This is a genomic window from Nocardioides sp. CCNWLW216 (assembly GCF_037120545.1).
Lineage (GTDB): Bacteria > Actinomycetota > Actinomycetes > Propionibacteriales > Nocardioidaceae > Nocardioides > Nocardioides lianchengensis.
On the sequence record NZ_JBBBBJ010000009.1, the window covers coordinates 108,693 to 121,665 of the forward strand.

Genomic DNA, 12,973 nt, shown 5'->3' on the forward strand with positions numbered 1-12,973 from the left:
CCCACACCCCCCCCCCCCCCCCCCCCCCCGCCCCCCCCCCCGGCCCCCCCGCGGGGGGGGGGGGGCGCCCCCCCCCGGGGCCCCCCCCCCCCCCCCCACTTCTGCTGACTCGGCGCGGGGCGGCCAGGATGGGGGCGTGATCACCGGACTGACGTGGCTGCTGGGGTGCCAGCTGGTGGGGGAGGTCCTGGTCCGGCTGACCGACGCGCCGGTGCCGGGGCCGGTGGTGGGGATGGTGGTGCTCTTCGTCGTCCTCCAGGTACGGCGGGCCGCGGACGACGTCCCCGTCGTGCGGGTGAGCGACGCCCTGCTGCGCCACCTCCAGCTGCTGTTCGTGCCGGCCGGAGCCGGGGTGGTCGGCTACCTGTCCGTGCTGCGCGAGGACGCCCTGCCGGTCACCGTCGCGCTGGTCGGCTCGTGGGTGCTCGGCCTGGCCGTCGTGGGCTGGACGGTCTCCCTGTTGGGCGGGAGGGACCGATGAGCTGGCTGACCGACTCGCCGCTGTTCCCGCTGGTGCTGACCCTGCTGGCCTACCAGACCGGCCGGTCCCTGCAGGCTCGGACCGGCCACGCCCTCGCCCAGCCGGTCCTGGTCGCGGTGGTGCTGGTCGGCACGGTGCTGCTGGTGCTCGACGTGGACGTGGCCGACTACCGCGCCGGGACCGCGCTGCTGACCTTCCTGCTCGGTCCGGCGACGGTCGCGCTGGCCGTCCCGCTGCACCGGCAGGCCCACCGGCTGCGCGGGCTGCTGGTCCCGCTGCTGCTCGCCGTGCCGCTGGGGGCGCTGGTCAGCGTCGGGTCGGCGGTCCTGGTCGCGCGCGGCCTCGGCGGCGACGAGCTGCTCCAGCGCACCCTGGCGCCGAAGGCGGCGACCGCGCCGGTCTCGATCGCGCTGTCGGGCGAGAACGGCGGCATCCCCCAGCTCACCGCGGCCCTCACGATCGTCGCCGGCATCCTCGGCGCCGTGGCCGGCCCGGCCGTGCTCACCCTGCTGCGCATCCGCTCGCGCACCGCCCGCGGCATCGCGATGGGCTCGGTCTCACACGGCATCGGGACCTCCCGGGCCCTCGTCGAGGACCGCACCGAGGGCGCCTTCTCCGGCCTGGCCATGGGGCTCACCGCCCTCGCCACCAGCCTGGTCCTGCCGATCCTGCTGGCCCTACTCCTCTAGCCCCGCCCCGATCCGCTCGATGATGCGCCGCCGGGCCTGCTCACCCTCCGGCACCGGCAGCAGCGGTACGACGTGCAGCCCGCCGGGCAGCTCGTGGAAGTCGACCGGCACCACGCCGGCCAGCCGGTCGCGCAGGATCCGGGCGTCCGGCAGCGTGATGTCGCGGGTGCCGACCCACAGGTCGACCGGCGGCAGCCCGTCGACCGGGCCGAGGAGCGGGCTGACCCGCGGGTCGTCCAGCGACAGGCCGGCCGCCCAGGCGTCGGCGATCGGGCGCAGCGCGGCCCGCGCGAGCCACGGGTCGTGCGGCTCCAGCGCGTCCACCTCGGGGTTGCGCATGCCGAGGTCGAGCCACGGGGCGATCAGGGTCAGGCCGCGGACGGTCGAGCGGCCGAGGGCGACCGCGCGCTGGGCGGCCGCGAGGGCCAGCCCGCCGCCGGCCGAGTCCCCGGCGAGCCAGCAGTCGCGGCCCGCGTCGTACAGCTCCGCGAGGAGGGCGGCGACCAGGTCGTGGGCCTGCTGCGCGTAGTGGTCCGGGGCCAGCCCGTAGACGGGCACCCAGACCTCGACGTCGAGCTCGGCGGCCAACCGCCGCACGAGCGCCCAGTGCTGGCTGACGATCTCGTTCACGTAGGCGCCACCGTGCAGGTAGACGACGACCGGCCGCGACCCGGCGGAGTCCGGGCGACGGACCTGGTGGACGTCGAAGCAGCCCACTGTCCGGGACTCGACCGACATCCGACGGGTCACCGAGCGCGGGGGGTCCGAGGGACCCTTCGCGCGGGCCAACATGTCGAGGCCACCCTCGGTCGTCAGGAACCGTCGCTTGCGGGTGCTGCGCATCAGCGCCGCCACACCCCTCATCTGCCAGGACACCACGTGCGGAGCGTAGTTGGATGAGGGACATGACTCGCGTGCACGCCTTCCGTGACGACGCCCTCGGCGACCTCGACGCCGTCGGTCTGGTGACCGCCCTCCACGCCGGCGAGGTGTCGGTCCGCGAGGCCGTCGAGGCCGCCGTCGCCCGGACCGAGGAGGTCGACCCCGCACTGGGCGCGGTCGCCTACCGCGCCTACGACCGGGCCCGCGCGGAGAGCCTCGACCCGCGCGGCGGGTTCTTCTCGGGCGTGCCGACCTTCGTCAAGGACAACGTCGACGTCCAGCACCTGCCGACCCAGCACGGCACCGACGCCTTCGAGGGGCGACCGCGTCCGGCCGACGGCGACCTGGCCCGGATGTACCTCGCCACCGGGCTGGTCCCGCTGGGCAAGACCCGGCTCTCGGAGTACGGCTTCAGTGCCGCCGCCGAGCACCCGCGGCAGGGCCCGGTCCGCTCGCCCTGGTCGACCGACCACAGCGCGGGGGCGTCGTCCGCGGGCTCGGCCGCCCTGGTCGCCGCGGGCGCCGTCCCGATCGCCCACGCCAACGACGGTGGCGGCTCGATCCGGATCCCGGCCGCGGTCAACGGCCTGGTCGGGCTCAAGCCGACCCGCGACCGGCTGGCCCAGGACGCGCTGACCCGCCAGATGCCGCTGCGGATCGTCGCCGACGGCGTGGTGACCCGCTCGGTCCGCGACACCGCGGCGTTCCTCCGCGAGGCGGAGAAGGTCTACCGCGCCCTGCACCTTCCGCCGGTCGGCGACATCACCCGTCCGGGTCGCGGCCGGCTCCGGATCGCCGTCAACACCGCCGGCATCGGCCGTGGCGCGAGCCCGGAGGTCACGACCCTCACCTGGAGGGTGGCCGAGCAGCTGGAGGAGCTCGGCCACGCCGTCGAGGAGGCGCCCGCCCCGGCCGACCCCGGCTTCCCCGACGACTTCGTCCTCTACTGGGCGTTCCTGGCCCTGGTCATCGTCCGCACCGGCCGCCGCGTCAACGGCCGCAGCTGGGACCCCGACCGCCTCGACAATCTCACCCGCGGGCTGGCCCGGCACGCCCTCCGCAACCTGCACCGGGTCCCCGGGGCGATCCGTCGGCTCACCCGTGCCCGGCACGCCGCGGCCGCCTTCCACGAGCGGTACGACGTCGTGCTGACCCCCACGCTCGCGCACGAGACGCCGCGTGTCGGTCACCTCGACCCCACCCAGGAGTACGACGTCATCATGGACCGCCTGCTCGACTGGGTGGCCTTCACGCCCTGGCAGAACGTGACCGGCGACCCGGCCGTCTCGCTGCCCCTCGCGACCACGGCCGCGGGCCTCCCGCAGGGGATGATGCTCGGCGCCGGAGCGGGCCGCGAGGCCACCCTCCTGGAGCTCGCCTACGAGCTCGAGGAGGCCTTCCCGTTCGCCCGGATCGTGGCTCCGTAGGGCGAGGATCGAGCCGATTTCTCGTTCCCGGGAGGGCTGTGTATCGTTCTCCGTCGTTGCCCCTTTAGCTCAGTCGGCAGAGCGTCTCCATGGTAAGGAGAAGGTCTACGGTTCGATTCCGTAAAGGGGCTCTGGGTGAGGGTTGTGCGGCCGGTTAACCTGGCCGTACTCCCATGCCCTCGTGGCGGGGTAGCTCAGGTGGTTAGAGCACACGGCTCATAATCGTGGTGTCGCGGGTTCGAGTCCCGCCCCCGCTACTCACCACCGAGCAGCACCGCACCACCCTCGACCCCAAGGACTTCCCGTGGCCAGCAAGAGCTCCGACGTTCGCCCCAAGATCACTCTCGCGTGCGTTGAGTGCAAGGAGCGCAACTACATCACCAAGAAGAACCGCCGCAACGACCCCGATCGTCTCGAGCTGGCGAAGTTCTGCCCGCGGTGCCGCAAGCACCAGGCGCACCGCGAGACCCGCTGACCCGTCAGCGTCTCTGCTTCCCCGACGACCCGTCCGAGCTTGGCTCGGGCGGGTCGTCGGCGTTCCCGGCTCCGTCGCTAGGCTGACCGGCATGCCAGTCGATGCCTCGCTCGTCGGACGGGTCTTCCCGCCGACCGCCCCGCTCACCGTCTCCGAGGAGCGGGTCCGCGCCTTCGCCGCGGCCACCGGCTCGTCGTACGACGGGGGCCCGGCGCCGGCCACCTTCCCGATCGTGCTGGCCTTCGACGCGATGAACGCCTTCCTCGAGGCCGAGGCCATCGACCTGTTCCGCATCGTCCACGGCGAGCAGCGGTTCGCCTACGAGCGGCCGGTCGTCCCGGGCGACGTGCTGACCGCGACGCTCACCGTCGCGTCGCTGCGCCAGATCGCCGGCAACGACATCATCGGCACCACGTCCGAGGTCACCGACGCCGACGGCACCCTGGTGTGCGCGACCAGCGCGACCCTGGTCCACCGGGGGGCGGCCGCATGACGCTCGACACCCAGACCTACGCCGTCACCCGCGCCGACCTCGTGGCGTACGCCGAGGCCAGCGGCGACCACAACCCGATCCACCAGGACGAGGACGTCGCCCGCAGCGTCGGCCTGCCCGGCGTGATCGCCCACGGCATGTACACGATGGCGCTGGCCGCCCGCGCGGTCGCGACCTGGTTCCCGGGTGCCGAGGTGGTCAGTCTCGGCTGCAAGTTCACCAGCCCGGTCGTGGTGCCCGCCGAGGGCGCCGTCGACGTCGTCGTCGCGGGCGAGGTGAAGAGCAGCGAGGACGGGCTCACCACCGTGGCCCTCACCGTCACGAGCGCCGGCCAGAAGGTCCTCGGCATGCCCAAGGCGGTCGTGCGCACCGATGGCTGAGCTGCTCGCCGACCACACCACGCTGCGCGTCGGGGGAGCGGCCGGCAGCTACGTCCGGGCCGCCACCGAGGACGAGCTCACCGAGGCCGTCACGGCCGCGGAGATGGCCGGCGAGCCGGTGCTGGTGCTCGGGGGCGGCAGCAACCTCCTGGTCGCCGACGAGGGCTTCCCCGGCACCGTGGTGGAGGTCGCGACCACCGGGCTCGAGCTCGACGTCGAGGACGACGACCCGACCTGCGGCGGGGTGCTCGCGACGGTCGCCGCCGGCGAGACCTGGGACGACCTGGTGGCGCTCGCCGTCGAGCGCGGCTGGGTGGGCGTGGAGGCCCTCTCCGGCATTCCCGGGTCGGTCGGTGCCACCCCGATCCAGAACGTCGGCGCCTACGGCCAGGAGGTCGCCCAGACCATCGCCTCCGTGCGGGTGTGGGACCGCCGTCTGCGGGGCGTGCGCACCTTCGCGGCCGCCGACTGCGGCTTCGGCTACCGGCACAGCCGGTTCAAGGCCGACCCCGGGCGGCACGTCGTCCTGAGCGTCACCTTCCAGCTCCGCCAGGGCACCCTCGGCGCACCCGTCGCGTACGCCGAGCTCGCCCGGACCCTCGGCGTCGAGGTCGGTGCCCGGGCGCCGCTGGCCGACGTCCGCGCGGCGGTCCTCGGCCTGCGCCGGGGCAAGGGCATGGTGCTCGACCCGGCCGACCACGACACCTGGAGCGCGGGCTCCTTCTTCACCAACCCGGTCGTCGGGGCGGGCGCCGTACCCGAGGGGGCGCCGGCGTGGCCCCAGCCCGACGGCTCGGTGAAGACCAGCGCCGCCTGGCTGATCGACCACGCCGGCTTCGCCAAGGGGTACGGCGAGGGCCCGGCCCGGCTCTCCACCAAGCACCCGCTGGCCCTGACCAACCGCGGCTCGGCGAGCGCCGACGACCTCCTCGCCCTGGCCCGCGAGGTCCGCGACGGGGTCGAGGAGCGGTTCGGCATCCGGCTCGTCAACGAGCCGGTGCTGGTCGGCTGCGTGCTCTAGCCGAGCACTAGGTCCCGGAGTAGTCGGTCGAGTAGTCCGGCGACGAGTCGACGGCGAGCACCAGCACCACGAACGCGATGATCGCCAGGATCGCCAGGACGAGCAGCACCGTCGTGACGATCCCGAGGATCATGCCGGTGTTGGCCTCGCTCTCGCCGCGGTAGGCCCCGCCGCTCGCGGCGATCTCGCGCTTGACCTTCGCGCCCATCGACCACGCGAACGGCCCGAGGACGACCAGGACGCCGCACAGGAACGTGCCGGCGAGGCCGACGATGCCGAGGATCAGCGCGGTGTTGGCCTGCGGGTGGATGGGCGCCGCCATCGGCGGGGTGTAGCCGTAGGCGTAGCCGGGCTGCTGCTGGCTGTACTGGGGCCACTGCGGCTGCCCGGGCTGCCCGGGCTGGCCGGGCTGCTGCGGGGCGGGCTCGTCGGGACGGCGCTGGTACCCGGGGTGGTCGGGGTGCTCGGGACCGATGGTCATGGGGACATCGTGCCCGAGGGAGCGGCGACCCAGGCATCGATCTCGCGGAGCACGCCGGCGCGGACGTCGTCGGGGGCCCGCGAGGCCCGCACCGACATCCGGGCCAGCTCGGCCAGAGTCGCATCGGAGAGGTCGTGCGCGGCCCGCATGGTGGCGTACTGGCCGGCCAGCCGGGAGCCGAACAGCAGCGGGTCGTCGGCGCCGAGCGCGACCGTGGCCCCGGCGGCCAGCAGGGTCGGCAGCGGCACCGAGGTCAGGTCGGAGTAGACGCCCAGCGCGACGTTGGAGACCGGGCAGACCTCGAGCGCCACGCCGGCCGCGACGATCCGGTCGAGGAGCGCCGGGTCCTCGGCCGAGCGGACGCCGTGGCCGAGCCGGTCGGCGTGCAGGGTGTCCAGGCAGGTGCTGACGTGCTCGGGGCCCCGCAGCTCGCCGCCGTGCGGCACCAGGGCCAGGCCGGCCCGCTCGGCGATCGCGAACGCGCCCGCGAAGTCGGCCGTGGTGCCCCGGCGCTCGTCGTTGGACAGCCCGAAGCCCACCACGCCGCGCCCGGCGTACTGGACGGCGAGCCGGGCGAGGGTGCGGGCGTCGAGCGGGTGCCGGGTGCGGTTCGCGGCGATGACGACCGCCATCCCGAGCCCGGTCGTCGCCGACGCCTCCCGGACGGCGTCGAGCACCAGGTCGGTGAAGGCGGTGATCCCACCGAAGCGGGCGCCGTACCCGCTCGGGTCGACCTGGATCTCCAGCCACCGCCCGCCGTCGCGCACGTCGTCCTCGGCGGCCTCGAGCACCAGCCGTCGTACGTCGTCCTCGGTGCGCAGCACCGAGCGCGCGACGTCGTAGAGCCGCTGGAAGCGGAACCAGCCCTTCTCGTCGGCCGCCGAGAGCGTCGGCGGCCACTCGGACACCAGCTGGTCCGGCAGCGAGATGCCGTCCCGCTCCGCGAGCTCGAGCAGGGTCTGGTGCCGCATCGACCCTGTGAAGTGCAGGTGCAGGTGCGCCTTGGGCAGTGCGTGCAGGTCCCTCACTCAGCCGAAGAGCTTCTGCAGCCGGGTGATCCCCTCGACGATGTCGTCGTCCCCGAGGGCGTAGGACAGTCGCAGGTAGCCCGGCGACCCGAACGCCTCGCCCGGCACGATCGCCACCTCGGCCTCGTCGAGGATGTACTCGGACAGCTCGGCGGAGGTCTCGATCACGCGGCCGCCGTACTCCTTGCCGAGCAGGCCCTTGACCGACGGGTAGGCGTAGAACGCGCCGCCGGGCAGCGGGCAGACGACGCCGTCGATCTCGTTGAGCATCGACACGATCGTGCGCCGGCGCCGGTCGAAGGCGACCTTCATCTCGTCGACCGCGGACAGGTCGCCCTCGAGCGCGGCGATGGCGGCGCGCTGGGAGACGTTGGCGACGTTGGAGGTGGCGTGCGACTGCAGGTTCGTGGCGGCCTTGACGATGTCCTTCGGGCCGATGACCCAGCCGACCCGCCAGCCGGTCATCGCGTAGGTCTTGGCGACGCCGTTGACGATCACGGTGTGGTCGGCCAGCTCGGGGCAGAGCACCGGCAGCGAGCCGGTCTCGATGCCGTCGTAGACGAGGTGCTCGTAGATCTCGTCGGTCAGCACCCACAGCTGGTGCTCCTCGACCCAGGCGCCGATGGCCCGGATCTCGTCGGCGGTGTAGACCGCGCCGGTCGGGTTCGAGGGCGAGACGAACAGCAGCACCTTGGTCTTCTCGGTGCGCGCGGCCTCGAGCTGCTCGACGGTGACCTTGTAGTCCTGGGTCTCGTCGGCCAGCACCTCGACCGGGACGCCGCCGGCCAGCGCGATCGACTCGGGGTAGGTGGTCCAGTACGGCGCCGGCACGATCACCTCGTCGCCCGGGTCGAGCATCGCGGCGAAGGCGCCGTAGATGGCCTGCTTGCCGCCGTTCGTCACCAGCACCTGGGCCGGCTCGATCACGAGCCCGCTGTCGCGGCGGGTCTTCTCTACGATGGCCTTCTTCAGCTCGGGCAGTCCGCCGGCCGGGGTGTAGCGGTGGTTCTTGGCGTCGCGGGCCGCCTCGACGGCCGCCTCGACGATGTAGCCGGGCGTCGGGAAGTCGGGCTCGCCGGCGCCGAACCCGACGACCGGGCGGCCCTCCGCCTTCAGCGCCTTGGCCTTGGCATCCACCTTGAGCGTCGCGGACTCGGCGATGGCGCCGATCCGCTGGGACACGCGACGGTCACGAGGGCTTCCGGGAGAGGTCATGGCGCCCATCGTAGAGGCCGCCCTCGTCACCGACGCATCACCTTTCGCGCCAGGCCGTTGCCGGCGAACTGGGCGATCTGGACGAGCGCCACGATGATCAGCACGGTCGTCCAGGTGACCACCGTGTCGAACTGCCGCCAGCCGTACTGGAGGGCGAAGGCGCCCAGCCCGCCGGCCCCGATCGCGCCGGCGATCGCGGACATGTCGATGATCGCGACCACGACGAAGGTGTAGCCCAGGATGAGCGGGCCGAGCGCCTCGGGCAGCAGCACGGTGAGCACGATCCGCAGCCGCCCGGCGCCCATGGAGCGGGCCGCCTCGATCACGCCGGGGTCGACGCTGACCAGGTTCTGCTCGACGATCCGGCTGATGCCGAACGTCGCGGCCAGGGTCATCGCGAAGATGATCGCCTTCTCGCCGATGCCCGTGCCGACCACCACCCGGGCGAAGGGCTGCACGGCGCCGATGAAGATGACGAACGGGATCGGCCGGAAGAAGTTGACCAGCAGGTTGAGCACCACGAAGACCGGCCGGTTGGCCAGCAGCCCGCCGCGCCGGGTCGTCGAGAGCGCCAGTCCCAGCGCCAGGCCGAGCAGGCCGCCGACCAGCAGCGTCAGCCCGACGATGTAGAGGGTGGTGAAGAACTCCTCGCGGAGCAGGTCGGTGAGGTCGAGGAGACGGGTGTCGTCGAACATCAGGCCGCCACCTCCCGCACGTCGACCAGGGCCCGTACGGCGCCCAGCGCCGCCTCGACCTGGGTCGGGTCGCCGGTCAGCGAGAGCGTGAGGTTGCCGAAGGTCTCGCCCTGGATGTCCTCGATGCCGCCGTAGACGAGCTCGAACGCCACGTCGCGGGAGATCAGCTCGGCGAACACCTGCGACTGGCGGACGGCGGGGTCGCGGAAGGCGAGCGTCACGAACCGGCCGTCGTGCCGCTCCCGCAGCACCTGCAGCGCCCGCTCGGGCGGCTGGTCGGCGACGAGCGTGGAGACGAAGCGGCGGGTCGCGGGGTGCTGCGGACGGGAGAAGAGGTCGAAGACCGGTCCCTGCTCGATGACCTTGCCGTCCTCCATCACCGCGACCTTGTCGGCGATCGTCTTGATCACCTCCATCTCGTGGGTGATCAGCACGATGGTGATGCCGAGCTCGGTGTTGACCTGCTTCAGCAGGGCCAGCACCTCCTGGGTGGTCTCCGGGTCGAGGGCGCTGGTCGCCTCGTCGGCCAGCAGCAGCTTCGGCGAGGTGGCCAGCGCGCGGGCGATGCCGACCCGCTGCTTCTGGCCGCCCGAGAGCTGGTCTGGGTAGGCGAGCGCCTTGTCGGCGAGACCGACGAAGTGCAGCAGCTCGGAGATCCGCTTGCGGTGCTCCGACTTCGGGACGCCGGCGACCTGGAGCGGGAAGGCGATGTTGCCGTAGACGGTGCGCGAGTTCATCAGGTTGAACTGCTGGAAGATCATGCCGATGTCGCGGCGGACCCGCTGCAGGCTGCGCTCGCCCAGTCCGACGACCTCGGTGCCGTCGACCCGGATCGAGCCCGACGTCGCGGGCTCGAGCGCGTTCACCAGTCGGACGAGCGTGGACTTGCCGGCGCCGGAGTAGCCGACGATGCCGAAGATCTCACCCGCCTCGACGTCGAGGTCGACGCCGTCGACGGCCACCGTCGGCGAGCCTCCTCGGGAGCGGGCGGGGAACTCTTTGCGGACGTCGCGGATCTCGACGAGGGGCATGCTGCGGGTCCTTCGGGTGGGGCGGTGGATGGTCCGGGAGCGGTACGACGGGGGCAGGGTGCGCCCCACCCCCGTCGTACCCGGTGTCCTGCGATCAGCGCATCACTGCTGGGCGCGGGTGTCCTCCTCGACCTGCGCCAGCGACTCCTCGAGGTCGCTGACGGGGGTCTTCAGCAGCACGGCCGTGTTGCCGGAGGCCTCCTGCACGCCCGCCTGGACCTTCTCGTTGGTCTGGTAGATCTCGACCAGCTTGCGGTAGGTCTCGTTGTCCTGGTCCTCCGCGCGGGCGGCGAAGATGTTGACGTAGGGCAGCGCGTTCGGGTCCTCGGGGTCGTCCTGGGCGATGGCGTCCTCGAACGTCAGGCCGGCGTCCTCGACGAAGTCGTTGTTGATGATCGCCGCGGCGACGTCCGGCAGCGAGGTCGGCGTGAGGTTGGCGTCGAGGGCGGTGACCTTGACGCGCGAGGCGTCCTCGTCGATCTCGTCGAGCGTGGAGTAGATCGAGCCGCCACCCTCCAGGGTGATCAGGCCGGCCGACTGCAGCACGAGCAGGCCGCGGGCCAGGTTGCTGTCGTCGTTGGGCACGGCGACGGTCGAGCCGTCCGGGATGTCCTCGACGGAGTCGAACTGGGTCGAGTAGAGCGCCAGCGGGTAGATCGCGGTCGCGCCGATCGGCACCAGGTCCTCGTCGGCGTCGACGTTGTATCCGGCCAGGTAGACGATGTGCTGGAACTGGTTGAGGTCGAGGTCGCCCTCGGTCAGCGCGGGGTTGGGCTGGGTGTAGTCGGCGAAGTTCTTCAGCTCGACCGTGATGCCCTCGTCGGCAGCGGCGTCGACATAGGTGTCCCAGTACGGCTCGCTGGCGTCGACGACGCCGATCACGACGGTGTCCTCGTCGTCACCGCCCCGGAGGGCGAAGAACGCGACGGCCGCGACGACCGCGAGGACGACGACCCCGACGACGACGTAGAGGCCGGTGCGCGAGCGGGGTGCTTCGACGAGCTGGTCAGACATGGTGGATCCTTTCCGTTCCGGCTGGTGGCCGGATGACTCACGTGCGGGCGGTGGCCCGCGTCGTAAGAGATTAGTACCTAAAGTCGATCAACTAACAATTGATTCGACACCAGGGGCCGGACGGTCGGTCCGGTGCACCCGCCCCAACGGCGGACCACCCGGCGGGATTCCCGGGTGGTTTGGACTGTGTCGAGGTCCACCCCGTAGACTTCCGTGCTGGTGGATTTCCCACATGCTTCGGCGTGCCCGGAAAGCCCATCGGAGGGCACTAGCTCAACTGGCAGAGCATCGGTCTCCAAAACCGAAGGTTGGGGGTTCAAGTCCCTCGTGCCCTGCAGGACAACTGGTCAACCGGCCGGACGGAAATGAACGAGGAGAGGTGGCGTCGGTGTCGGACAGCACGCCGGACAGCAAGGCGGTCCGCGGTCCACGCGACAGCAAGGCCGACAAGCGCACCAGCCTCCCCACGTTCTACCGACAGGTCGTCGCGGAGCTCCGCAAGGTCGTGTACCCGACCCAGGAACAGCTGGTCACGTACTTCTTCGTGGTCATGGTGTTCGTGGTCGTGATGATCGCGCTGGTCTCGGTGCTCGACCTGGCCTTCGGAAAGCTCGTGTTCTCGATCTTCACGGGGCCCGGCCAGACGTGATCGAGCCGCCCGCGGGCTGACCGCGGGCCTCGGTCCACCGGTACCGGCGACCTGCCGGACCGACGAGCACAGCGAAGTGATGGAGCAGCACGTGTCGGAGCAGCAGGAGCCCGAGGTCACCCTCGAGGACCAGTACGGCGAGCCGAACGACGGCCCGGAGATCCTCGACGACGACCCGCGCCTGGACGCCGAGGTCACCGACGAGGACACCGACGAGGCCCTGGGTCTCGACGACACCGACGCCGAGGGCGCGACCAGCCACGACCTCAGCCTCGCCGAGGGTGACGAGGAGCCGGAGGCCGCCGACGACGAGGCCGCCGACGAGGACCCGCTGGAGGCGTTCCGCCGCGAGCTGTGGGCCAAGCCGGGCGACTGGTTCGTCGTGCACACCTACTCCGGCATGGAGAACCGGGTGAAGTCGAACCTGGAGAACCGCATCATCTCCCTCAACATGGAGGACTACATCCACGAGATCGTGGTCCCCACCGAGGAGGTCGCGGAGATCAAGAACGGTCAGCGCAAGATGGTCAAGCGCACCGTGCTCCCCGGCTACGTCCTGGTCCGCATGGACCTCACCGACGAGTCCTGGTCCGCCGTGCGCCACACGCCGTCGGTGACCGGCTTCGTCGGCCACAGCCACCAGCCGGTGCCGCTGAGCATGAGCGAGGTCGAGAGCATGCTCGCGCCCGCCGTGGTCGCGCAGGCCGAGGCCGAGGCCGCTGCGGCCGCCTCCGCCGCCGGCACCCCGGCGCCCGCCGGCACGACGACCAAGCGCCCGGTCGAGGTCGCCGACTTCGACGTGTCCGACTCGGTCATGGTCGTCGACGGCCCGTTCGCCACGCTGCACGCCACGATCACCGAGATCAACGCGGAGTCGCAGCGGGTCAAGGCACTCGTCGAGATCTTCGGCCGCGAGACCCCGGTCGAGCTCTCGTTCTCGCAAATTCAGCGAGTCTGAGAGGTCCGAGGCCCTGCCCCGAGCTTGCGAGGGGCAGGACAGCCGAGGAGGTCG

Annotated in this window: 16 protein-coding genes and 3 tRNA genes; 12 read left to right on the forward strand and 7 right to left on the reverse strand. The window is 72.1% G+C overall.

Annotated elements, in window-relative coordinates; translation table 11 throughout:
* Positions 1–136: 136 nt before the first annotated feature.
* Both V7S47_RS19110 and V7S47_RS19115 read left to right on the forward strand, forming a co-directional pair.
* A complete protein-coding gene (locus V7S47_RS19110) occupies positions 137–481 on the forward strand; it encodes a CidA/LrgA family protein (protein ID WP_336563070.1) in 345 nt (114 codons plus the stop codon).
* Positions 478–1,170, forward strand: coding sequence for an LrgB family protein (locus V7S47_RS19115; protein WP_336563071.1), 693 nt, complete (start codon positions 478–480; stop codon positions 1,168–1,170). The genes V7S47_RS19110 and V7S47_RS19115 overlap by 4 nt, the downstream gene beginning before the upstream one ends.
* On the opposite strand, the gene V7S47_RS19120 is transcribed toward V7S47_RS19115, so the two are convergent.
* Entirely contained in the window at positions 1,159–2,049 is an 891-nt protein-coding gene (locus tag V7S47_RS19120) for an alpha/beta hydrolase (RefSeq protein WP_336563072.1), read from the reverse strand. The genes V7S47_RS19115 and V7S47_RS19120 overlap by 12 nt on opposite strands.
* 17 nt (positions 2,050–2,066) lie before the next feature.
* On the opposite strand from V7S47_RS19120, the gene V7S47_RS19125 reads away from it, so the two are divergent.
* The 7 genes from V7S47_RS19125 (at position 2,067) to V7S47_RS19155 (ending at position 5,848) form a co-directional block, all read left to right on the forward strand.
* The gene (locus tag V7S47_RS19125) at positions 2,067–3,479 is read left to right on the forward strand and encodes an amidase (protein WP_336563073.1); all 1,413 of its coding nucleotides are present in this window, start codon (positions 2,067–2,069) and stop codon (positions 3,477–3,479) included.
* A gap of 58 nt (positions 3,480–3,537) precedes the next feature.
* Positions 3,538–3,610 (forward strand) — tRNA-Thr (locus V7S47_RS19130).
* Between the two features lie 52 nt (positions 3,611–3,662).
* Positions 3,663–3,736: transfer RNA gene (locus V7S47_RS19135), tRNA-Met, on the forward strand.
* 47 nt (positions 3,737–3,783) lie between these two features.
* Positions 3,784–3,954, forward strand: a complete 171-nt coding sequence (gene rpmG / locus V7S47_RS19140) for a 50S ribosomal protein L33 (RefSeq protein WP_017932999.1) — start codon at positions 3,784–3,786, stop codon at positions 3,952–3,954.
* A 91-nt stretch (positions 3,955–4,045) separates the two neighbouring features.
* Positions 4,046–4,447: an FAS1-like dehydratase domain-containing protein gene (locus V7S47_RS19145; protein WP_090857197.1), complete on the forward strand. Its 402-nt coding sequence runs from the start codon at positions 4,046–4,048 to the stop codon at positions 4,445–4,447.
* Positions 4,444–4,827 carry a MaoC/PaaZ C-terminal domain-containing protein gene (locus V7S47_RS19150; RefSeq protein ID WP_336563074.1) on the forward strand — a complete coding sequence of 128 codons (384 nt, stop codon included), beginning with the start codon at positions 4,444–4,446 and terminating at the stop codon, positions 4,825–4,827. The genes V7S47_RS19145 and V7S47_RS19150 overlap by 4 nt, the downstream gene beginning before the upstream one ends.
* Entirely contained in the window at positions 4,820–5,848 is a 1,029-nt protein-coding gene (locus tag V7S47_RS19155) for a UDP-N-acetylmuramate dehydrogenase (RefSeq protein ID WP_336563075.1), read from the forward strand. The genes V7S47_RS19150 and V7S47_RS19155 overlap by 8 nt, the downstream gene beginning before the upstream one ends.
* A 7-nt stretch (positions 5,849–5,855) precedes the next feature.
* On the opposite strand, the gene V7S47_RS19160 is transcribed toward V7S47_RS19155, so the two are convergent.
* The 6 genes from V7S47_RS19160 to V7S47_RS19185 all read right to left on the reverse strand — a co-directional run bounded on the left by V7S47_RS19160 (position 5,856) and on the right by V7S47_RS19185 (position 11,312).
* Positions 5,856–6,329 carry a DUF4190 domain-containing protein gene (locus V7S47_RS19160; protein ID WP_336563076.1) on the reverse strand — a complete coding sequence of 158 codons (474 nt, stop codon included), beginning with the start codon at positions 6,327–6,329 and terminating at the stop codon, positions 5,856–5,858.
* Positions 6,326–7,357 carry an adenosine deaminase gene (locus tag V7S47_RS19165; RefSeq protein WP_336563077.1) on the reverse strand — a complete coding sequence of 344 codons (1,032 nt, stop codon included), beginning with the start codon at positions 7,355–7,357 and terminating at the stop codon, positions 6,326–6,328. Before V7S47_RS19165 ends, V7S47_RS19160 begins: the two co-directional genes overlap by 4 nt.
* Complete coding sequence (locus V7S47_RS19170) at positions 7,358–8,572, reverse strand: pyridoxal phosphate-dependent aminotransferase (RefSeq protein ID WP_090857564.1); 1,215 nt, start codon at positions 8,570–8,572, stop codon at positions 7,358–7,360.
* 26 nt (positions 8,573–8,598) lie between these two features.
* Entirely contained in the window at positions 8,599–9,267 is a 669-nt protein-coding gene (locus V7S47_RS19175; protein WP_090857212.1) for a methionine ABC transporter permease, read from the reverse strand.
* On the reverse strand, positions 9,267–10,298 hold the full coding sequence (locus V7S47_RS19180; RefSeq protein WP_336563078.1) for a methionine ABC transporter ATP-binding protein: 1,032 nt from the start codon (positions 10,296–10,298) through the stop codon (positions 9,267–9,269). The genes V7S47_RS19175 and V7S47_RS19180 overlap by 1 nt, the downstream gene beginning before the upstream one ends.
* A gap of 102 nt (positions 10,299–10,400) precedes the next feature.
* The gene (locus V7S47_RS19185) at positions 10,401–11,312 is read right to left on the reverse strand and encodes a MetQ/NlpA family ABC transporter substrate-binding protein (protein WP_336563079.1); all 912 of its coding nucleotides are present in this window, start codon (positions 11,310–11,312) and stop codon (positions 10,401–10,403) included.
* 262 nt (positions 11,313–11,574) lie between these two features.
* Between V7S47_RS19185 and V7S47_RS19190 the strand changes: the two genes are divergently transcribed.
* The 3 genes from V7S47_RS19190 (at position 11,575) to nusG (ending at position 12,919) form a co-directional block, all read left to right on the forward strand.
* Positions 11,575–11,647, forward strand: a tRNA-Trp gene (locus V7S47_RS19190).
* A gap of 53 nt (positions 11,648–11,700) precedes the next feature.
* Complete coding sequence (gene secE / locus V7S47_RS19195; protein WP_170867066.1) at positions 11,701–11,961, forward strand: preprotein translocase subunit SecE; 261 nt, start codon at positions 11,701–11,703, stop codon at positions 11,959–11,961.
* A gap of 79 nt (positions 11,962–12,040) precedes the next feature.
* Positions 12,041–12,919, forward strand: a complete 879-nt coding sequence (gene nusG / locus V7S47_RS19200; RefSeq protein WP_336563080.1) for a transcription termination/antitermination protein NusG — start codon at positions 12,041–12,043, stop codon at positions 12,917–12,919.
* Positions 12,920–12,973 lie beyond the last annotated feature (54 nt).